Origin of the sequence: Peteryoungia aggregata LMG 23059, assembly GCF_030814435.1 — a bacterium.
GTDB classification, from domain to species: Bacteria; Pseudomonadota; Alphaproteobacteria; order Rhizobiales; family Rhizobiaceae; genus Allorhizobium; species Allorhizobium aggregatum.
In genome coordinates this window covers 1-19,188 of record NZ_JAUSUW010000018.1, presented here as the reverse complement: position 1 = coordinate 19,188, position 19,188 = coordinate 1, and the positions used below count along the sequence as shown (strand labels likewise).

General features: G+C 62.1%; 15 protein-coding genes. 6 read left to right on the top strand and 9 right to left on the bottom strand.

Translation table 11 applies throughout. The features are described 5' to 3' along the window. Window positions 1-6 precede the first annotated feature (6 nt). The 4 genes from J2045_RS21290 to dnaG all read right to left on the bottom strand — a co-directional run bounded on the left by J2045_RS21290 (window position 7) and on the right by dnaG (window position 7,096). Complete coding sequence (locus tag J2045_RS21290; protein WP_307376904.1) at window positions 7-1,029, bottom strand: DUF930 domain-containing protein; 1,023 nt, start codon at window positions 1,027-1,029, stop codon at window positions 7-9. 234 nt (window positions 1,030-1,263) lie between these two features. Then, window positions 1,264-3,330 carry an RNA polymerase sigma factor RpoD gene (gene rpoD, locus J2045_RS21285; protein ID WP_307376902.1) on the bottom strand — a complete coding sequence of 689 codons (2,067 nt, stop codon included), beginning with the start codon at window positions 3,328-3,330 and terminating at the stop codon, window positions 1,264-1,266. Window positions 3,331-3,712: 382 nt separating this feature from the next. After that, window positions 3,713-5,020, bottom strand: coding sequence for an adenylate/guanylate cyclase domain-containing protein (locus tag J2045_RS21280; RefSeq protein WP_307376899.1), 1,308 nt, complete (start codon window positions 5,018-5,020; stop codon window positions 3,713-3,715). A gap of 81 nt (window positions 5,021-5,101) precedes the next feature. Then, the gene (gene dnaG / locus J2045_RS21275) at window positions 5,102-7,096 is read right to left on the bottom strand and encodes a DNA primase (RefSeq protein ID WP_307376897.1); all 1,995 of its coding nucleotides are present in this window, start codon (window positions 7,094-7,096) and stop codon (window positions 5,102-5,104) included. 147 nt (window positions 7,097-7,243) lie between these two features. Between dnaG and J2045_RS21270 the strand changes: the two genes are divergently transcribed. Next, window positions 7,244-7,546, top strand: coding sequence for a BrnT family toxin (locus J2045_RS21270; RefSeq protein ID WP_307376893.1), 303 nt, complete (start codon window positions 7,244-7,246; stop codon window positions 7,544-7,546). Beyond that, the gene (locus J2045_RS21265; protein WP_307376891.1) at window positions 7,509-7,841 is read left to right on the top strand and encodes a BrnA antitoxin family protein; all 333 of its coding nucleotides are present in this window, start codon (window positions 7,509-7,511) and stop codon (window positions 7,839-7,841) included. Before J2045_RS21270 ends, J2045_RS21265 begins: the two co-directional genes overlap by 38 nt. Before the next feature lie 55 nt (window positions 7,842-7,896). On the opposite strand, the gene J2045_RS21260 is transcribed toward J2045_RS21265, so the two are convergent. Next, window positions 7,897-8,349: a GatB/YqeY domain-containing protein gene (locus J2045_RS21260; protein WP_307376889.1), complete on the bottom strand. Its 453-nt coding sequence runs from the start codon at window positions 8,347-8,349 to the stop codon at window positions 7,897-7,899. Window positions 8,350-8,665: 316 nt separating this feature from the next. On the opposite strand from J2045_RS21260, the gene carA reads away from it, so the two are divergent. Continuing rightward, window positions 8,666-9,871: a glutamine-hydrolyzing carbamoyl-phosphate synthase small subunit gene (gene carA, locus J2045_RS21255; protein WP_307376887.1), complete on the top strand. Its 1,206-nt coding sequence runs from the start codon at window positions 8,666-8,668 to the stop codon at window positions 9,869-9,871. Window positions 9,872-9,906: 35 nt separating this feature from the next. Here carA and J2045_RS21250 read toward each other — a convergent pair whose 3' ends face one another. Next, a complete protein-coding gene (locus J2045_RS21250; protein ID WP_307376885.1) occupies window positions 9,907-11,319 on the bottom strand; it encodes an MATE family efflux transporter in 1,413 nt (470 codons plus the stop codon). Window positions 11,320-11,565: 246 nt separating this feature from the next. Between J2045_RS21250 and J2045_RS21245 the strand changes: the two genes are divergently transcribed. Beyond that, the gene (locus tag J2045_RS21245; protein ID WP_307376882.1) at window positions 11,566-12,045 is read left to right on the top strand and encodes a DUF2938 domain-containing protein; all 480 of its coding nucleotides are present in this window, start codon (window positions 11,566-11,568) and stop codon (window positions 12,043-12,045) included. 13 nt (window positions 12,046-12,058) lie between these two features. Here J2045_RS21245 and ypfJ read toward each other — a convergent pair whose 3' ends face one another. Then, on the bottom strand, window positions 12,059-12,985 hold the full coding sequence (gene ypfJ, locus J2045_RS21240; RefSeq protein WP_307376879.1) for a KPN_02809 family neutral zinc metallopeptidase: 927 nt from the start codon (window positions 12,983-12,985) through the stop codon (window positions 12,059-12,061). 120 nt (window positions 12,986-13,105) lie between these two features. Next, complete coding sequence (locus J2045_RS21235; RefSeq protein WP_307376877.1) at window positions 13,106-13,774, bottom strand: glutathione S-transferase family protein; 669 nt, start codon at window positions 13,772-13,774, stop codon at window positions 13,106-13,108. A 179-nt stretch (window positions 13,775-13,953) separates the two neighbouring features. Between J2045_RS21235 and J2045_RS21230 the strand changes: the two genes are divergently transcribed. Further along, window positions 13,954-14,979 (top strand): zinc-dependent alcohol dehydrogenase family protein, encoded by a 1,026-nt coding sequence (locus J2045_RS21230; protein WP_307376874.1) that lies wholly within the window; start codon window positions 13,954-13,956, stop codon window positions 14,977-14,979. Here the strand turns inward: J2045_RS21230 and J2045_RS21225 are convergent, their stop codons facing one another. After that, window positions 14,980-16,464, bottom strand: a complete 1,485-nt coding sequence (locus J2045_RS21225) for an amidase (RefSeq protein WP_307376872.1) — start codon at window positions 16,462-16,464, stop codon at window positions 14,980-14,982. It abuts the gene before it with no gap. A gap of 208 nt (window positions 16,465-16,672) precedes the next feature. Here J2045_RS21225 and J2045_RS21220 point away from each other — a divergent pair, with 208 nt between their 5' ends. Next, window positions 16,673-19,051, top strand: coding sequence for a methyl-accepting chemotaxis protein (locus J2045_RS21220; RefSeq protein ID WP_307376869.1), 2,379 nt, complete (start codon window positions 16,673-16,675; stop codon window positions 19,049-19,051). Window positions 19,052-19,188: the final 137 nt, after the last annotated feature.

The window sequence follows — 19,188 nt, the reverse complement described above, 5'->3', positions numbered from 1 at the left end:
AGGCCGTCAGGTGTCGGGAAAGCCGCGCCCGGCCCACTCCGATCGCGGAACGGCCTTGCCGACAGACAAGGAGAAGCGGACCACCTGCGTTGCGTCATCATCGACCTCGCAGCGAACTCCGATGTTGATCCAGGCGCCGTTGATCTCACGGAAGGCGGCAAGCGGGACATCCACCACATTGCCCTCTCCCAGACGCAATATCGGCAGAAAATATGGCACATAGGCAGGCGTGCCGTTACGCAGCTGCTGGCTGAGTTCAGTGCCGCAGAGCTGGTCGCCGCGCTCCTGCCGCGTCAGCCCCGCCATGGCCGTCACGGCCGCCTGATCGCCGGATATGGCCGACGAGAAGAGTTCGGTGACCTCGCGTGGCTCAAGCTTTGCATCAGTGAGTGCGGCTTCCGAAGGACGATCCGAAGACTGCTCGTCGGCTGGCGCTTCCGCCTCACCGCTGGTCTCGTTCGTTGTTTCAGCCGATTCAGCAGCTGTCGTCTCGGCAGGCGGAGCCTCTGGCAAGGTGATCTCCGGCTGCGCGACAGTCGGCGTGGCTTCTGCGGTCTCCTCATCCTCTGTCGCGGGTGTCTCCTCGGCGGCCTCGGCTTCGACCTCGGTGCCCCGCGAAAGTTCCGGCCCGCTGTCACGCTCGCCAAATCGCACCACCGGCCTCAGAACGGGAATGGGAACCTGCGCTGCATCCGGCACCTCTGGCTCCGGCACATCAGGCTCAGGGACAGGTGGCTGCGCCGCAGGTTCCGGTTCTGGCTGCGGCGCGACCTCGGGCTGCGGCGCAGACGGCGGCTCCGGTGTCTCCGGTTCTGCCGCTTCCGCCTCGGGCTCTTCGGGAGTCGGCTCCGGTTCGGGCTGTTCGGGCGGCGCAACCAGCGTCACCTCCACGGCTTCTTCCTCTTCGGCAAGATTGACCGGGCTGTCGAAACTCAACAGAAAGATAGCCACCGCAAGCGCATGCAGCAGCAGGGAAACGGCCATCCCTCCGCCGAGACGCCGCCAGCCTGTCTTCCTCGTGTCCGCCATGAGGTTATCCATAACGACGATTGCGGCAAAAAGGGAGGTGGCAATCCAATCCCAGCCCCAACCACACCGTCACCCATCCTTTTCTCGCACGGCAGATAAGGCTTTGATGACCACAATGCCAGTCAGCCGTCACGATTGGGCGCGGCACGAGTGCCCACCCTGTCCTACCGCTCTGATGAAAAAAACCCGCCGGATCGCTCCGACGGGTTCTGATGTCAAAGATCGTGTTCCTGATCAGCTGTCCAGGAAGCTCCGCAGCTTGCGGCTCCGGCTCGGATGCTTCAGCTTCCGGAGCGCCTTGGCCTCGATCTGACGGATACGTTCGCGGGTCACCGAGAACTGCTGGCCGACTTCTTCGAGAGTATGGTCGGTGTTCATGCCGATGCCGAAGCGCATGCGCAGAACGCGCTCTTCGCGCGGCGTGAGCGATGCGAGAACACGGGTCGTCGTCTCGCGCAGGTTCGCCTGAATGGCGGCATCGATCGGCAGAAGCGCGTTCTTGTCCTCGATGAAGTCGCCGAGGTGGCTATCCTCTTCGTCGCCCACGGGGGTTTCGAGCGAGATCGGCTCCTTGGCGATCTTCAGGACCTTGCGGACCTTTTCGAGCGGCATTGCGAGCTTTTCGGCCAGCTCTTCCGGCGTCGGCTCGCGACCGATTTCGTGCAGCATCTGGCGCGAGGTGCGGACGATCTTGTTGATCGTTTCGATCATGTGCACCGGAATACGGATCGTGCGGGCCTGGTCGGCGATGGAGCGGGTGATCGCCTGACGGATCCACCAGGTCGCATAGGTCGAGAACTTGTAGCCGCGACGATACTCGAACTTGTCGACCGCCTTCATCAGGCCGATATTGCCTTCCTGGATGAGGTCGAGGAACTGCAACCCGCGGTTCGTGTACTTCTTGGCGATCGAGATGACGAGACGCAGGTTGGCCTCGACCATTTCCTTCTTGGCGATGCGCGCTTCGCGTTCGCCCTTCTGGACCATCGACACGATGCGGCGGAATTCGGCAATCGAGATGCCGGTTTCGGTCGCGAGGTTCTGGATCTCGCCCCTGATGTCGCGGATCGTCTGGTTTTCCTCGCGCGCAAAATCCTTCCAGCCGCGGGCCGAAAGATTGGCGATCGACTTCATCCAGTTCGGGTCGAGTTCAGCACCCTGGTACTGTTCGAGGAACGAGTCACGCTTGACGCCATAGCTTTCGGCGAGGCGCAGCAGACGGCCTTCGTTCTGCATCAGACGCTTGGAGATGTCGTAAAGCTGCTCGACAAGGCTGTCGATGCGGTTCTGATTGAGCGACAGCGACTTGACCGCCGTGATCAGCTGATCCTTCAGCTCCTTGTAGCGACGCTCCTGGCCGGACGACAGCGTGCCGGCACAGGCGAGACGTGCCTCCACCTGCTGGTCCTGCAGCTTGCGCAGCTTCTTGTAGGTGTCGGCGATAAGGTCGAGGGTCTCCATGACCTGCGGACGCAGCTCCGATTCCATCGCGGCCAGCGACAGGTTCGATTCGTCCTCGTCCTCTTCCTCTTCTTCCGGCGGCATGCCTTCGCCGCCGATGGCCGTGATGTCGTCGTCATCGCCGGAGGCAGCAGACTGCGGACGGCGCTTGGCGCGTTCCTTTTCCTTCTCTTCGGCCGCCTTGCGGTCGGCCTCGATTTTTTCAGGAGACTGGAACTGCGGGGCAGCCTTGGCTTCAGGGCCGGAATAGGTGGTTTCGAGATCGATGATCTCGCGCAGAAGGGTCGTGCCTTCGTTCAACTCGTCGCGCCAGATGATCAGCGCCTGGAAGGTCAGCGGGCTCTCACAGAGACCCGAAATCATCGTCTCGCGACCGGCCTCGATGCGCTTCGCAATCGCGATTTCGCCCTCGCGCGACAGAAGTTCGACCGAACCCATTTCGCGCAGATACATGCGCACCGGGTCGTCGGTACGATCGGTCGGCTCTTTCTTCTTGGCGGTCGCAACAGCCGTGCCGGCGGTCGGGGCAAGTTCGCCGCCTTCGCTCTCGCCATCCTCTTCGGCGTCGTCCTCGCCGCCCTGGGGCTCATCGACGTCTTCGTCCTCGATGACGTTGATACCCATGTCCGAAAGCATGGCCATCGTGTCTTCGATCTGCTCGGAGGTGACTTCCTCCGAGGGCAGAACCGAGTTCAACTCGTCCATGGTCACATAGCCGCGCTTCTTGGCGGCCTTGATCATCTTTTTGACCGCGTCATCCGAAAGATCGAGAAGCGGGCCGTCCGTCGCGCCGTCGCGTTCGCCTTCGGCTTCTTCGTTTTCTTTGACTTTCGATGCCATTTATCTTGTCGCTTTCCCTGACGTCTGATCATGCTGCTGGCCGCCGGACGATTGGGAGAGCGGACCACTCACCCGGGCGAATAGCTGTCAGTGACCTAACGGAGTGTTGCTTAATTCCTGATTAACTATGGGCATTGCGGTCCAGCGCCAAAATCTCGATTACGTGCATGACCGGTCATCATACCAGAGATCCACCTGAACCCACTTCACCCTTGTGTGCTTGGATTGGTGATTCCCACAATTTTTCCTGACGTCAAGCCTTTCCGCAGACCAGACAGGGAAAATCAACAAAACAAGCCGTGCAACGGCGTTTTTATCACCGATCTTCGCAGATGTAGGACATCAGGCCCAAGAAACAAGGGGCACGGCAGTCGTACACACATCAGGCGGCGACAACCACATCGGACTTGGTCCCGGTGAGGAACCATACGCGCATTCGCCCCTTGCCCTTGACGTCGATCTCACCGCGAAATTCGAAGTCGAACCGGTCCTCCAGCCTCTTCTTCAGCCCATCGGCGACCTGAATCCGCCCTGCCACGCCATGGGATTCCATATGGGCTGCCGTGTTCACTGTATCGCCCCAGACGTCATAGAGCAGCTTGTTGGGCCCAATCACGCCCGCGACCACCGGACCGGAATCGAGACCGATTCGCACCTCGACCGCCTCCCCCACCTCCTCGGAGATCCGCCGACAACAATCGAGAAGGTCGAGCGCCATCAGCGCCACGGCCGCCTCGTGCTCGGCTTTCGGCTCCGGCAGACCGCCGGCCACCATGTAAGCGTCGCCGATCGTCTTTATCTTTTCCAGGTCGTGAGCACTGGCAATCGCATCGAACTGACTAAACACACGGCTGAGAAAGGCAATGACCTGCTGTGGCTCCCACCGCGCCGCGCGCGGCGTGAAATCGACGATATCGGCAAACAAGATGGTCGCAGACGGAATCTGGTCGGCCACCAGTTGCGTATGGTGGTCTCGAAGCCGGATGGCCACGGCGCGCGGCAGGATGTTCTGCAACAGGCGCTCGGAAAACTCATGCTCGGATTCGAGCGCCATCTCCGCCTGAGAGGCTTCCTTGAAAGCGAAATAGGACGTCGTGAAGATCAGCAGGAACGCGAAAGGCACCGTCAGATAGTAGAGGGTGTCGAGGAATACGGGCTCGACGTGGATAAAATCGAGAGGAGCGACGAACACCACCTCCGTCGTCAGGAAGGCGGCGAGTGCAACGATCGTCACGCAGGCCGACAGAAAGAGACGCTCCGGCCCAAAGACCAGCATGGATGCGGCAGCCCCCGGTAGGAAATAGAAATGCAGGCCCGATTCCCGTCCGAAGAACATGCAGTAGCCGACGCCGAATATCAGCCAGATCGAACAGAGATAGAGGGCCGCAGACGTCGGCCCGAAACGATGGAAGAAGGGAGCGAGCGCGTAGAGCACGATCTGCGGCGAAAAGGCGACGATCGCGGGCAGGAGCCCATACCAGTCGTAGAGCGCGTAGATCACGATGTAGGGAATGGTCATCAGGCTGACCATGGCCGAGATGACATTGGTCACCGCGAGCCTGCGACGGATTCTCGGCGGATAGCCGGACGTGCCGATCCGCGCCACCCACCAGATTGCATTCGGCAATCGCCAGAACGAGCGAAATGTGCGCCCGTTGCGGGCTATGAAGTCGTACTCGTTCTGCGCCACTCTTATGTCCGGTGAGGATGGAACAGGACCTGAATCCCCTATTTGCCGCCTCAGCGCAACCGATTTGTGCAAACGATTACATCAGCCGTGCCCGGTCGCCGCCCCCTTCACGCGCCCGGACATCACTCCGAACCCGTCGATGATCGCCTCCTGGTTTTCCATCCGTGCAACCTCGAGCTGAACCTCGTGCAGCGCGCTGATCACCTGCTCGATGCGACCGGCATCGTCTGTCTCAGTCGCCTCGGCGATTTCGCGCTCCAGCTCCATCCGCTGACGCTTCAGCGCCCGCGCACGCTTGTAGAGGGCGAGAGCCTGCCCATATCCCTCTCGCGCATCTTCGGAAGCGGCGATCTCGGTTGCGATCCAAAGCCTGGCATTACGGATCTGCTGATCGAGACCGCGCAGCAGCGTACCGTGACCATGCGCCTCCAGCTTCTGGATCAGAACCTCGCGCGTCAGCGACGATCCCGCCTCGGCCACCGCTGTCAGAAGCGAGGACCACAGCTTCTGCAACCCAGCATTTTCGTAATCGATCGAGGCGATCTCGTCATACTCGTCTTCCAGCAATTGCGGATGATTGACGATGGTGAGTGCCAGCACGCTCTCGCGCAGGGTCGGCTGGTCAAGCGCACCGCGCACGAGCCCCGAACGCGCCAGCCGATCGGAAATCGCCCCGCGGCTGGAGGCAACCGGCCCTGGAGGCCGTCCGCCATTGCGGGCGCCCTGCCCCTGTCCACGGCCGCCACCCTGGAAATTGCCGCGCTCGCCACGCCCGGGCTGGGCGCTCTGGAAGAAGCTGTAGAGCCGGTCCCGCACATCCTGCTGGTAATGGCGCCGAACGTTTTCGTCGCCAATGACATTGACGATCTGCTTCAGCTTCGCCTCAAGCTCCGCCCGCTTCTCCGGCGTATCGAAACCACCACCTTGCGTCTCACGCATCCAGACCATCTCGGCAAGCGGCCGCGCCTCTGACAGCACCCGGTCGAACGGTTGGCGTCCGTCGCGCTTGACAAGATCGTCCGGATCCTTGCCGTCGGGCAGCATGGCGAAGCGCAGCGACTGTCCCGGCTTGATATGCGGCAGCGCCAGATCCACAGCCCGGAATGCCGCACGCTGGCCGGCACCATCGCCGTCGAAGCACAGCACCGGCACCGGCGTCGTCTTCCACATCAGCTGCAGCTGGTTTTCGGTCAACGCCGTGCCGAGCGGCGCCACGGCATTCTCGATCCCCGCCTGATAAAGGGCGATCACATCCATATAGCCTTCGACGGCAATCAGCGTATCGGCACCGTCAGCACCGGCCATCGCCCGTTTGGCACGGGAGAAGTTGTAGAGCACATTACCCTTGTGGAAGAGTTCGGTCTCGTTGGAATTGAGATACTTGGCCATCGCATCCGCCGCCATGGCGCGACCACCGAAGGCGATGACCTTGTCGCGGGACGACAGGATAGGAAACATGATGCGGTCACGGAAGCGGTCATAGGAGACGGGAATATCCGGCCCGTGGACGACGAGCCCGCAAGCCTCGATTTGCTCCTTCGGCACACCCTTGGACGCCAGATACTCCTTGAGCGCATTGCGGCTCTCCGGCGCATAGCCCAGCCGAAACGTCTCGATCGTCCGCCCGGAAAGCCCACGCTCGCGCAGATAGGCCCGCGCCCGCGCGCCGCTTGCCGTCTGCAGCTGGTCCTGGAAGAACTGTGTCGCCATCTCCATGACGTCTTGCAAGGTCGTGCGCTCGCGCTCGCGACGCTCGGCCTGCGGATCCGGCTGCGGCATGGCAATGCCGGCCATGTCGGCAACCTGCTGTACCGCCTCGACGAAGCTCAAGCCTTCTAGGTCGGTCAGGAAACGAAAATGGTCGCCGGACACACCACAACCGAAGCAGTGATATCGCCCCTTGCGATCCTCGCAGTGAAAGCTCGGGCTCTTCTCGCCATGAAAGGGGCAGCAGGCCCAATAGTCCTGCCGGGAGACATTGGTTTTCTTCCGATCCCACGTCACGCGGCGACCCACGACGGCCGAAATCGGCACGCGGTCACGGATCTCGTCGAGGAAGTCGCTGGAAAAACGCATCTGTATCCCTGGGAAGCTGATCCTCCATATAGGCGTGGCCGTCATGAAGCGCCAAGGCTTTCGCGCGCAGTGCCCGTTATTCACAGAGGTTGATTGTTATCACAGCTGTATATACAGTCGCGACTATAGACTTTGAGAGCCTCGACCATGCGAAGCCTGGACGACATTCCGCAGGAAGAATGGGCCTTCGAATGGGACGAGGCTAAACGGATCATCAATCGCCATAAGCACGGGATTGATTTTGACGACGTTGTATTGGCCCTGGCCGGGCCTCGCCTTGAGACGCAGAACATGACCAGCGGCGAACTTCGTATCCTTGCGACATGCCCGGAAAGCGGCCGATTGATTACAGCAGTCTACACCATGAGAGGAAACGCCTGCCGGATTATATCCGCCCGCGTTGCGAGAAAAAATGAGCGAAGAGAATATCACGCGCACTACCATCGCTGAAATTTTGGAAAAGCGAGCGCGGGGCGAAAAGAGCCAGACCGATTGGGCCCGCGTCGATGCCATGACCGACGAGGATATCGAGCGCGCAATGCGTGACGATCCCGACTGGCAGGACCACATGGACATCGACTGGTCCAAGGCCAAGATGGTGATCCCGGACAGAAAGAAGGCGATCTCCATCCGCCTCGACCCCGACATCATCGATTTCTTCCAGGCGACGGGCAAGGGATACCAGACCCGGATCAACGCTGTCCTGCGCCATTTCGTCGACGAGCAGAAGCGCTCCAAGCCCTGAAACGCAAGACGCCGCCCGAAGGCGGCGCCAAAGATGTGAGCCGGCGAGATCCGACCTATTTCAAGAGGTCCTTGACCACCCCGGAAGCCTTGCCGAAGTCCATTTGGCCAGGATAGCGTTCCTTGAGCGTGCTGATGCACTTGCCCATGTCGCGCAGGCCCTGGGCGCCGGTTTCCGAGATCACGGCAGCGCAGAGTTCGCGCACCTTATCCTCCGACAGCTGTTCCGGCATGAAGGACTTGATGATGACGATTTCCTCCCGCTCCTGCGCGGCGAGTTCAGGGCGGTCGTTGTCGGCATAGATCTTGGCCGACTCGTCCCGCTGCTTGATCATCTTCATCAGGATCTGCATGATCTCGTCGTCCGTGACGGGATCCTTGCCGGTGCCGCGATGGGCAATGTCACGATCCTTGATCGCCGTCTGGATCAGACGCACGGTCGATGTCCGACGGACATCCTTGGCCTTCAGGGCCTCTTTCAGCGAGTTGGCGAGCGTGTCGCGTATCATTTTCTTCTCCGGGGAAGCGCCCGTTCACCTTCGGTGATTGTGGCTTTTCCGTGTTCGTTAAGTGGTCCTCATAGCCAGACATCTGCTGCAGTGCAAACGAATTGAGCAAACCATTGAAATGGCTTGGGAGAAATCAGACACTCCGGCAACTCCGGAATTGACCTCTCCTTAACATGCGTCTATTGCTCGGCACCTGCACGCAAATTGTCATCAGGGCTGAAATCGCGCGACTTCGCGCGCCCTCGATCTGCAACATAAATGGTCCTGCGAGACCGCTCCGACAAGGGGCCGGCACGCGGGCGAACAAGGAACGACCATGACCGCGACAGCCCCCTGGACGACCCGCAAGCCGACCGCCCTCCTCGTTCTCGTCGACGGCACCGTCATCGAAGGCCATGGCATCGGCGCGACCGGCAAGGTCCAGGCCGAAGTCTGCTTCAACACGGCCCTCACCGGATACGAGGAAATCCTGACCGATCCGTCCTATCTCGGCCAGATCGTCACCTTCACCTTCCCGCATATCGGCAATGTCGGCACCAATGACGAAGACATCGAAGACCTGACGCCGGCAGCCCGCCACGGCGCGGTCGGCACCATCTTCAAGGCCGATATCACCGAGCCATCAAATTATCGTGCCGCAAGCCATCTCGACGTCTGGCTGAAGGCCCGCGGCATCATCGGCCTCTCCGGCATCGACACCCGAGCGCTGACCGCCTGGATCCGCGAGAATGGTGCACCGAACGCCGTCATCGCCCACGATCCGAACGGCGTCTTCGACGTCGAGGCGCTGAAGGCGGAAGCCAAGGCCTGGAGCGGCCTCGTCGGCCTCGACCTCGCCAAGATCGCAACCTCCGGCCAGTCCTCCGTCTGGAGCGAGAAGGCCTGGTCCTGGACCGAAGGCCACACAACGCTCGGCGCTTCTGATGCGAAGCATCACATCGTCTGCGTCGACTTCGGCGTGAAGCGCAACATCCTGCGCCTCTTCGCTGGCCTCGACTGCAAAGTCACCGTCGTACCCGCGACCACCTCGGCCGAAGACATCCTGGCGCTCGCCCCGGATGGTGTCTTCCTGTCGAACGGCCCGGGAGATCCGGCCGCGACCGGCGAATACGCCGTTCCCGTCATCCAGACCCTGGTGAAGAGCGACAAGCCGGTCTTCGGCATCTGCCTCGGCCACCAGATGCTGGGCCTCGCGCTTGGCGGCAAGACCGAGAAGATGCACCAGGGCCATCACGGCGCAAACCATCCGGTGAAGGACTTCACCACGGGCAAGGTCGAGATCGTCTCGATGAACCACGGCTTCGCAGTCGACTCGAAGTCGCTGCCGGAAAGCGTTGAGGAGACTCACATTTCGCTGTTCGACGGCACGAACTGCGGCCTGCGCTTGAAGGGCAAGCCGGTCTTCTCCGTCCAGCACCACCCGGAAGCCTCGCCCGGCCCGCAGGACAGCCACTACCTCTTCCGCCGCTTCATCAACATGGTGCGCGAGACCAAGGGCGAACCGGCACTCGCCGAACGCTGAGAGCAGTCAGACTGATGAAAATTGGCGGCCCGGGTTCATCCCCGGGCCGTTTTCATTTCCCGCCTGACCTTCAGATAGAAGCGCAGGCAGAGCATGACGGCGGCGCTCGCAAGCCCCAGGCAGAAGCCGTACCAGATGCCGATGCCCCCCACCCCGAGCGGGAAGGCCATGAGCCAGGCAAGAAAGAACCCGATCGGCCAGTAGGAGACGAGCGCCAGGATCATCGGCACCCGTGCATCCTTCAGCCCGCGCAGAAGCCCGGCGGCAATCGCCTGCAACCCGTCAACCAGCTGGAAAAGCCCGGCGACGATGACAAGCGGGCCTGCGAAGGCCAAGACCGCTGCGGCATCCGGCGTGCTTTCATTGAGGAACATCGACGCGAGCGGCCCGGGGACCAGGAGGAAGAACACACCACCGGCAAAGGAGAGAAGGCCGGCGATGGCGAAAACGGTGATTGCTGCCCGCACCAGTTCCGGATAGTTCCGGCGCCCATGCGCAAGCCCCACTCGAACGGTCGCAGCCTGTGACAGGCCAAGCGGCAGCATAAAGGCGATCGAGGCGAGCTGGAGCGCGATACCATGGGCGGCAAGCTCGATGGTGCCGATCCTGCCCATCAGCAGCGAGGCAGCACTGAACAGGCTCACCTCTGCCAGCACCGTCACACTGATCGGCAGGCCGAGTGTCAGGACTTCCCGGAACGCCTGCCAGTCAGGACGCCAGAAGCGGACAAAGAGCTCGTAGCGGCGCGTCTCGTCACGGGTCTGGATATAGACGACCATCGCAATCACGCTCACCCACTGCACGATGACGGCCACGATCGCAGCCCCCGTCATCCCGAGTGCCGGCATTCCGAAATGACCGAATACCAGCGTATAGGCGAGGATGGCATTCAGGATCAAAATGCCGATCGTGACCCAAAGCACGATCCGCGCCCGTCCCGTTGCGCTGACAAGCGCACGCAACACGGCAAACAGCAGGGCCGGCAAGAGGCCAAGCTGGACGATGAAGACATAATCGGCCGCAAGTTTCGCCACTTCCGGCTTCTGTCCAAGCGACAAAAGGATCGCCTCGGCGTGGAAGAATAGCGGCATGGTCAGAAGCACATAAAGAATGGACACCCACATGCCCATGCGGATCGACCGCCGCACCGACACCACATCCCCGCGTCCATAGGCCTGCGCCACCATTGGCATGACCGCCATGGAGAAGCCCGATCCAAAAATGAAGATCGTAAAGAAGAACTGGCCCGCGAGCACCATCGCTGCAAGCGGCACGGCTCCGAGCTGACCGACGATCACCACGTCGGTGGTGTGGATGCCGAGCTGCGCCAGCTGCGCTCCAATCAGCGGAATGCCAAGCGAGAGCGTTGCGCGGATATGCGACATCCAGCTGCCGGCGCCGACAGGTGCGGGGCTGTATGTTTCAAGCGGGGCGACATCTGTATGCATGGCTTCAATCTCAACGAAAAAAGCCGCTTCCAGGAACTGGCGAGCGGCATGTCGCAGATGGATAAGTCGCCAGCCACGATCCGGCAATATCAAATCAGCAAACTGCAGAATTATTGGTCATGACATCACTGAAATTGATGAAAAACAAGGCGACGAGCCGACACCTCGCCCTCGAACCGGCCTTTCCGAACTCCTTGCTCCCAGTCTATGGTCATTCTCCAAACGGCAGCAGGAGAAGGCCAAAGCATGCTGGAATTGATCTGGAAGGGCGCGCTGATTGGCGCCGGCGCAACGCTTGTGATGGACCTCTGGGCCGTCGTCCTGACAGCAGTCTTCAAGCAGCCCAAGGCCAATTGGGCGCCCGTCGGCCGGTGGTTCTATCACCTGAAGAAAGGTCAGATCTTTCACCACAGCATCGCCGATGCCGAACCCTACGGGCATGAACTGGCACTCGGCTGGATCTCTCACTACGCCGTCGGCATCGCCTACGGCATCATGCTCGCCCTGATGGTCGGTCCCGCCTGGTTTGCAGCACCCACCCTTTTCCCGGCATGGATCTGGGGCATCGTGACGGTCGCAGCCGGCTGGTTCCTGCTGCAACCGGGCCTCGGCATCGGCTGGGCCGCGTCAAAGACGCCGAACCCGAACAAGGTTCGGGCCCTCAACCTTGCGGCCCATACCGTGTTCGGGCTCGGCCTGTGGCTGACGGCACTCGTCGTCGGATAGCCGAAGTGACCTGTCAGATCGCGCCTGAGAAAGTATCGCAGGCGCCGACTTTGCCGCTGTCATAGCCGCGCTTGAACCACTTCATCCGCTGTGCGGATGTCCCGTGGTTGAAGGCGTCGGGCACGACATAGCCCTGGCTGCGCTTCTGCAGCGTGTCGTCACCGATCTGCTGAGCGGCATTCAGCGCTTCTTCGAGATCGCCGTCGGAAAGGATGCCCGCCTTGTCCGCCGACTTGGCCCAGATTCCGGCATAACAATCCGCCTGCAGTTCGACCCGCACCGACATCTGGTTCGCCTCGCGCTGCCCCATCGAGCGGCGTTGCCGGTTGAACTCCGGGAGCACACCCGTCAGGTTCTGCACGTGATGCCCGACTTCATGGGCGATTACATAGGCCTGGGCGAAATCGCCGGCAGCATCAAACTGTCGCTCCAGCTGGTCGAAGAACTCGGTGTCGAGATAGACCTTGCTGTCGGCAGGGCAATAGAACGGACCGGTCGCCGAAGACGCCTGCCCGCAGGGTGACGTTGTGGAGCCGGCAAAGAGCACCAGCACAGGCTCCCGATATCGTTCGCCGGAAGCCGAAAAGATCGCGTTCCAGGTTGTCTCCGTCTCGGCCAGAACGGTGCGGACAAAGGCGGTCGCGTCATCGCTGGCCTGTCCTGCGGGACGCTGGCCGATCGACTGTTCGTATCCTGAGCCGGTTCCTCCAACATTGCCCTCGCCCAGCACCTGCAGCATGTCGATGCCCATGGCTTTCAGGACGAAATAGATGATGACAATGAAGATAATGGTTCCGAAGCTGAGGCCCCCGCCGCGCCGCCCGCCCATCGGGATCTGGATTCCCGAGCGACCGAAGGGGCTGCGGCCTGAACCGCCACCGGCGGATTGCCCACGCCGGTCCTCGATATTGTCCGATTGCCGACGGCCTCGCCACTCCATGATGCTTCCCCTCTGCGCTCTAGTCCTCACAATGAGAAGATAGCCGAACTGTTCCCCAGCACCAAAGACGGAAATGCGGTCCTGGGCCTCCAGGACCGGCTTGGGGATCGGTTCGCGGCTTCAGCTCTTGGCGTAACCATATTCCCCGCCCCGCGCGAGTGCCCGCTGATAGGCCGGTCGCGCCCGGACACGCTCCATCCAGCCACGCAGCGCGGTGGTGTCCCTCCCTTGTGCGATACGGGTCATCCCGGCTTCGACAGGAAAGCTCATGGCGATATCCGCCGCCGAGAAATCCTTGCCGGCGAACCAGCCATCCTTCGCAACCTCGGCGACCCACAGATCAAGGTGATCGGCGAGCTGGGGATCGAGCAGCTTGCGCGAGACACCCTGGCTGATCATCCTTGCAACAGGTCGGATGAAGAAGGGCACCTGGCCTGGAATACGGGCAAAAATCAGCTTCATGACCAGAAGCGGCATGGCAGACCCCTCGGCATAATGCATCCAGTAGCGATAACGCAGCCGCTCCTCGGTACCGGCCGCCGGCCGCAAGCCCTCGCCGCCATAGGTTTCGATCAGATATTCCATGATCGCACCGCTTTCCGCGATCATTCGTCCCTTGTCTTCGATGACCGGAGATTTTCCGAGCGGATGGATAAGCTTCAGGCTCTCTGGCGCGCGATAGTCCTTCGTCCGACGATAGACCGTGACCTGATAGTCGAGCCCCAGCTCCTCCAGCAGCCAGAGAATCCGGTGGGCGCGGGAATTGTCCAGGTAATGCACGGTGATCATGAAGGAATATCTCTCGATTGTCGCGGCTTGAACTATCTAGCCACCGAAGGCGCCTCCGTCGACCCGAGGCATGCAACTTTCTCGGACGCGACAGGTGACATGACACGCTCAGGCGGCTTGGCACGCCCGGTCCCGCATGCAAATCTCCTTGGCAGATGCGCTTTGGGAGGATTGGCGACATGAAGGCGATGCGACTGGAAGCAACCGGCCAGCTGTTCAACCGTGAAGTGGAGAAACCGAAGCCAGGGCCGGAAGACCTGCTGGTCCGGGTCGAGGCTTGCGGTGTCTGCGGCACGGATCGTCACCTCTTCCACGGCGAGTTTCCCTGTACGCCGCCCGTGACGCTCGGCCATGAATTCAGCGGCATTGTCGAGGGAATTGGGGCAGCCGTCTCCGGCTTTGCCATCGGTGATCGCATTACCGGCGACCCCAATATCGCCTGCGGGCGCTGCAGTCATTGCGTCAACGGTCGCGTCAATCTCTGCCGCAATCTCAGGGCCATCGGCATTCACCGCGACGGCGGCTTCGCCGATTATGTCGTGGTCCCCCACAAGCAGGCCTTCCTTCTTCCCGGTGACCTTGATCCCATGCACGGCGCCTTCTGCGAGCCGCTCGCCTGCTGCCTTCACGGCATTGACCTCGCCGAAATCAAGACCGGCGCGTCCGTTGTCGTCCTCGGAGGAGGCGTTATCGGCCTTCTGACGGTCCAACTCGCCAGGCTGGCGGGCGCGACAACGGTGATCCTCGTCACACGGCAGGCGACCCGCCGCCGGCTGGCCGAGGAACTGGGCGCGACGGCCAGCGTCGACCCGGGGGCGGGCGACGTACTGGCACAGATCGCCGGCGACAATGGTCTGGTTCCCGGCGGCGTCGATGTCGTGCTGGAATGCGCCGGCGTCGGTGAAACCGTCATTCAGGCGACAAAGCTGGTGCGGTCGGGCGGCACTGCCGTCATCCTCGGCGTCATGCCCCAGGGCGAGAAGATCACGATCGAACCCTTCGACCTGCTTTTTCGGGAGGTAAAGCTGGTCACCTCGTTCCTCAACCCCTTCACCCATCGGCGCGCCGCAGACCTGATCGCTTCGGGAAAAATCGAGGTGGCAAAACTGATCTCACGCAAGGTCTCACTCGATGAGGCCCCCTCGGTCGTCAGCAACCCGCCACAGCCGGGCGAGGTCAAGGTGCTCGTCGTCCCCGGGCTCTGATCAGAGCGGCGGACGCCGGTCCTTCCAGGGCCGGGCCATCTCAAGCTGGCCGGCCAGCGCAAACAGCGTGTCCTCGTCGGCGAAGCGGCCGACGAACTGCATGCCGATCGGAAGTCCCTCGGGCGACCAGCCTGTAGGCACCGACATCGCCGGTTGGCCCGTGACGTTGAAGACAGGCGTCCAGGGAATGAACTCGAAGGTCTGCGCCGCCAGCTGCTCGGCGATCCCGAGCTTCTTCAGTAGCCGCCCGCCACCGACATAGCCGAGCACCGTCAGCAGTTTCTTCTCGATGGCACTCGGCTGCAGGGCGCCGATCTTGACCGGAAGCGAGGAGAGGACCGGCGTCATGAGGACGTCGACACCATCGAAGAAGCCGAGGATGGAGCGGGCCGAAAGCGTGAGATAGCGATGCGCTGTGATCAGGTCGGAGGCCGTGAACCCCTCACCCAGCAATCCCATGCCGAAGGACGAGGCATCGTAGTCGCCCGGTCGGATTTTGATGCCGAAGGTCTTCGCGGTGAACTCGATATCGGCCCGCAGTTCTCCGGCAAGAGCCGTGAGGAAGGCCATGGAGAAGGCCTCCCGCTCGACGGGCGGCGCCGCCTCCAGGACCTCGTGTCCGAGATCGGCAAGCAGCTTCACCGTCTCGTCGAAAGCCGCGATCACCTCCGGCGCCACGGCCTTGCCGAGCATGGGTTCGCGCGAGACTGCAATTCTCAGCCGTCCCGGCGCCCGCTGGACGGCATCGAGAAAGGTACCGGCATGTGTCTGCAAAGGATGCGGCGAGCCGCGGTCCGGCCCGTGGGTCGCATCAAGCACGGCAGCGCTGTCCCGGACCGAGCGCGTCAGCACATGCTCGACGGCAAAACCAGACCAGGCCTCGCCGATGAAGGGACCGGCCGGAGTTCGCCCCCGCGTCGGCTTCATCCCGAAGACCCCGCAGGCAGAGGCCGGAATGCGGATGGAACCACCCCCGTCACCGCCGGAAGCGATTGGCACCATTCCCGAAGCGACAGCCGCCGCCGAGCCGCCGGACGAACCGCCCGGAGTGCGCGTGAGATCCCACGGATTGCGGGTCGGCCCGTTTGCTGCGGGTTCTGTATAGGGTGTCAGGCCGAACTCCGGTGTATTGGTCCGCCCGGCAATCACCAGCCCTGCCCGCTCCCAGCGTGTCACCAGTTCACTGTTGCCAACGGCGGGCCGCGTTGCCCAGAGATGGTTGCCATTTCCCGTGGGAACACCGTTGATCTGTGCCAGCAGATCCTTGACCAGGAACGGCACGCCCGAAAGCGGTCCGTCTGCAATACCTGAGGCCACTCTCTTGCGTGCCCGATCGAACAAGGGCCGCACCACCGCATTGAGCTGCGGGTTGATCGCCTCGATGCGCGCTATGGCCGCCTCCAGGACCTCTGCGGGCGAGACTTCCTTTCGCCGGATCAGATCCGCGAGCCCCAGCGCATCATACGCTGCATAGTCCTTGAACATCGTCTCCCCCATCCGACTCTGGCAGATTTGCGGTCACAGTCAGCGCAATCCGGCGATCAATCAAGCGGCCGCGAACAAAACCGTTCAGTCGAATATAAATATCTACTTAACCATGGAGAGCTAGAGTCTGCTTCAAAGGCCGGTGCAAGACCGGCGCAGCGGACGTTGTCCGCTGCCTTGCATTCAAAGGCTAATGAGGGAACGGCCCATGTTATTCAAATCCGCTACCAGCCGAAACATTTTCTCGACCGTCGGTCTGGGCGTCGTGACCACGATCGGTGTCGCTGCGACCCTGGTCGGCCTGAGTTACGGCACGATCCGCGGCGCCGGCATCGACAAGATGCAGACGGCAGCCTCGGATGCCGCTGCTGAAGTCAACCAGACGCTCAGCATCGCCCATCAGATGGTCGCCGGCATGGAAGCTTCGATTTCCGCCCTCCGCACCCAGGGCCTCACCGATCGCGACACAGCGATGGCCGTGATGACCCGAACGCTCGAAGGTTTCCCTGGTGCCATCGGCGTGTCGAGCGGCTGGGAACCCAATGCCTTTGACGGCAAGGACGCGGATTTTGCCGGCAAACCCGTTCACGACCAGACCGGTCGCTTCATGCCCTACATCTACCGTGCCGGTGGTGCGATCAAGAGCGACGTACTGGTCGACTACGACAAGCCCGGTGCCGGCGACTATTACATCCTGCCCGTGACCACAGGCAAATCGGTTCTCCTTGAACCCTATGTCTATCCGGTGGACGGCAAGGACGTCCTGATGACGACCATTTCGATCCCCGTGCTCGATGGTGGAAAGGCGCTGGGCTATGTCGGCGCCGATATCGACCTCGACAAGACGGCCGCCGATCTTGCGGCAAAGCGGCCGCTCGGAGACGGCTATGTCGCGCTGCTCTCGTCCGCAAACGCCTTTGTCAGCCATCCCGACAAGGCTGTCATGGGCAAGGCGCTGAAAGACAGTGGCCTGGATGCCTCCGCCTGGGAAGGCCTCCTGAAGACGCCGGGCGCCGTCGGCACAATGATCGACAAGGACGGCATCGAACGCATGGCAATCGCCGTTCAGATCGAGCCCTTCCCCGGGGCCGTCTGGAACGTCGTCGTTGCCGTGCCGAGTGCCACCGTTCTCGGCGCACTGACCCATACCGTCTGGACCTCGGCGCTCATCATCGCCGGCGCCACGGTGATCCTCATCATTGTCGGCTGGCTTCTCGCCCGCCGCTTCATTGGTCGCATCAACCGTGTGATCGGCCAGACGACCGATATTGCAGCAGGCAGGCTCGACGTCCATCTGACAGACAAGGACCGCACCGACGAATTGGGGGATCTCTCCCGTTCGCTGGCCGTTCTCCTGGAAAGCAATCGCAAGAAGGTGGATCTCGAAAAGGCAGCCGAAGCCCGCTACGAGCAGGAAGAAATCGAACGCGTCGAACGCTCCAAGGGTCATAAGGCGCGTGAGGAGGAGATCCGTTTCGTCGTCGACGAACTGCGCGCCGGACTTGCCCGCCTGTCCGACGGCGACATGACAGTCCGGCTCGAAAAGCCCTTCTCGCCTGCTCTCGACGAGATCCGCGGCAACTTCAACGAGTCGATCGAGAAGCTGCGCGCTGCGATGATTTCCTTCCGCGACAACGCGACCACAATTGAGAGCGGCTCCAACGAGATCCGTTCCGCCGCCGACGATCTGGCCCGCCGCACCGAACAGCAGGCTGCGTCGGTCGAGGAAACCTCGGCGGCCCTGTCGCAGATCACCCGTTCGGTCCGCGAATCCACCCAACGGGCCGAAGAGGCCGGCCAGCAGGTCAGCCGCACCAAGGAAAGCGCCGAGCGCTCCGGCGAAGTCGTGCGCTCCGCGATCGATGCCATGAGCGCGATCGAGCAGTCCTCGCAGTCGATCTCCAACATTATCGGCGTCATCGACGAAATTGCCTTCCAGACCAACCTGCTCGCCCTCAATGCCGGCGTGGAGGCCGCCCGCGCCGGTGAAGCCGGCAAGGGTTTCGCCGTCGTCGCCCAGGAAGTGCGGGAACTCGCCCAGCGCTCGGCCAACGCCGCCAAGGAGATCAAGACGCTGATCACTGCATCCGGCGATCAGGTCAAGCATGGTGTCTCGCTCGTCGACCAGACAGGCGAAGCCCTGACGGCGATCGTTGCCGAGGTCCAGCAGATCAACACCAACGTGCACGCGATCGTCGAAGCCGCCCGTGAGCAGTCGACCGGGCTCGCCGAGATCAACTCGGCCGTGAATATCATGGATCAGGGAACGCAGAAGAACGCCGCCATGGTCGAGGAAACCAATGCGGCCTCGCACACGCTGGTATCGGAGGTGCAGGCCCTGTCCGCCCGCCTTGCCCAGTTCAATCTCGGTTCAGCTTCGCGCCCCACGGCAACGCCGGCTCAGGCCACACGGCCCTATAGCGCCCCCGCACCAGCGACCGCCCGCCCCGCTTCCCCGGCTCGTCCGTCACCCGCGAGCGAAGCCGCCCGTCCGGTTGCGTCTCCCGCCCGGGCACTGGCCGGCAAGATTGCCTCTGCCATGGGTGCGAAGCCCGCGCCAAGCGGTCAGGAATGGGAAGAGTTCTGAGCCTCACGGCAGATCACCTTGATGGAAATGGCGGGCATTGCCCGCCCTCAGACTGCTGACAAACCCCTGGTCACATCCAGGGGTTTATGATTCACTGGGACATGTTGAAGAAACCTGCTCCCGAACAGACGGCTCTT

Excerpts from the sequence above, each read along its gene's own strand:
- J2045_RS21220 (WP_307376869.1), top strand. The coding sequence starts at position 16,673 with ATGTTATTCAAATCCGCTACCAGCCGAAACATTTTCTCGACCGTCGGT.
- J2045_RS21245 (WP_307376882.1), top strand. The coding sequence starts at position 11,566 with ATGCTGGAATTGATCTGGAAGGGCGCGCTGATTGGCGCCGGCGCAACG.
- rpoD (WP_307376902.1), bottom strand. The coding sequence starts at position 3,330 with ATGGCATCGAAAGTCAAAGAAAACGAAGAAGCCGAAGGCGAACGCGAC.
- J2045_RS21225 (WP_307376872.1), bottom strand. The coding sequence starts at position 16,464 with ATGTTCAAGGACTATGCAGCGTATGATGCGCTGGGGCTCGCGGATCTG.
- dnaG (WP_307376897.1), bottom strand. The coding sequence starts at position 7,096 with ATGCGTTTTTCCAGCGACTTCCTCGACGAGATCCGTGACCGCGTGCCG.
- J2045_RS21270 (WP_307376893.1), top strand. The coding sequence starts at position 7,244 with ATGCGAAGCCTGGACGACATTCCGCAGGAAGAATGGGCCTTCGAATGG.
- J2045_RS21290 (WP_307376904.1), bottom strand. The coding sequence starts at position 1,029 with ATGGCGGACACGAGGAAGACAGGCTGGCGGCGTCTCGGCGGAGGGATG.
- J2045_RS21265 (WP_307376891.1), top strand. The coding sequence starts at position 7,509 with ATGAGCGAAGAGAATATCACGCGCACTACCATCGCTGAAATTTTGGAA.
- J2045_RS21230 (WP_307376874.1), top strand. The coding sequence starts at position 13,954 with ATGAAGGCGATGCGACTGGAAGCAACCGGCCAGCTGTTCAACCGTGAA.
- carA (WP_307376887.1), top strand. The coding sequence starts at position 8,666 with ATGACCGCGACAGCCCCCTGGACGACCCGCAAGCCGACCGCCCTCCTC.
- ypfJ (WP_307376879.1), bottom strand. The coding sequence starts at position 12,985 with ATGGAGTGGCGAGGCCGTCGGCAATCGGACAATATCGAGGACCGGCGT.
- J2045_RS21250 (WP_307376885.1), bottom strand. The coding sequence starts at position 11,319 with ATGCATACAGATGTCGCCCCGCTTGAAACATACAGCCCCGCACCTGTC.
- J2045_RS21260 (WP_307376889.1), bottom strand. The coding sequence starts at position 8,349 with ATGATACGCGACACGCTCGCCAACTCGCTGAAAGAGGCCCTGAAGGCC.
- J2045_RS21235 (WP_307376877.1), bottom strand. The coding sequence starts at position 13,774 with ATGATCACCGTGCATTACCTGGACAATTCCCGCGCCCACCGGATTCTC.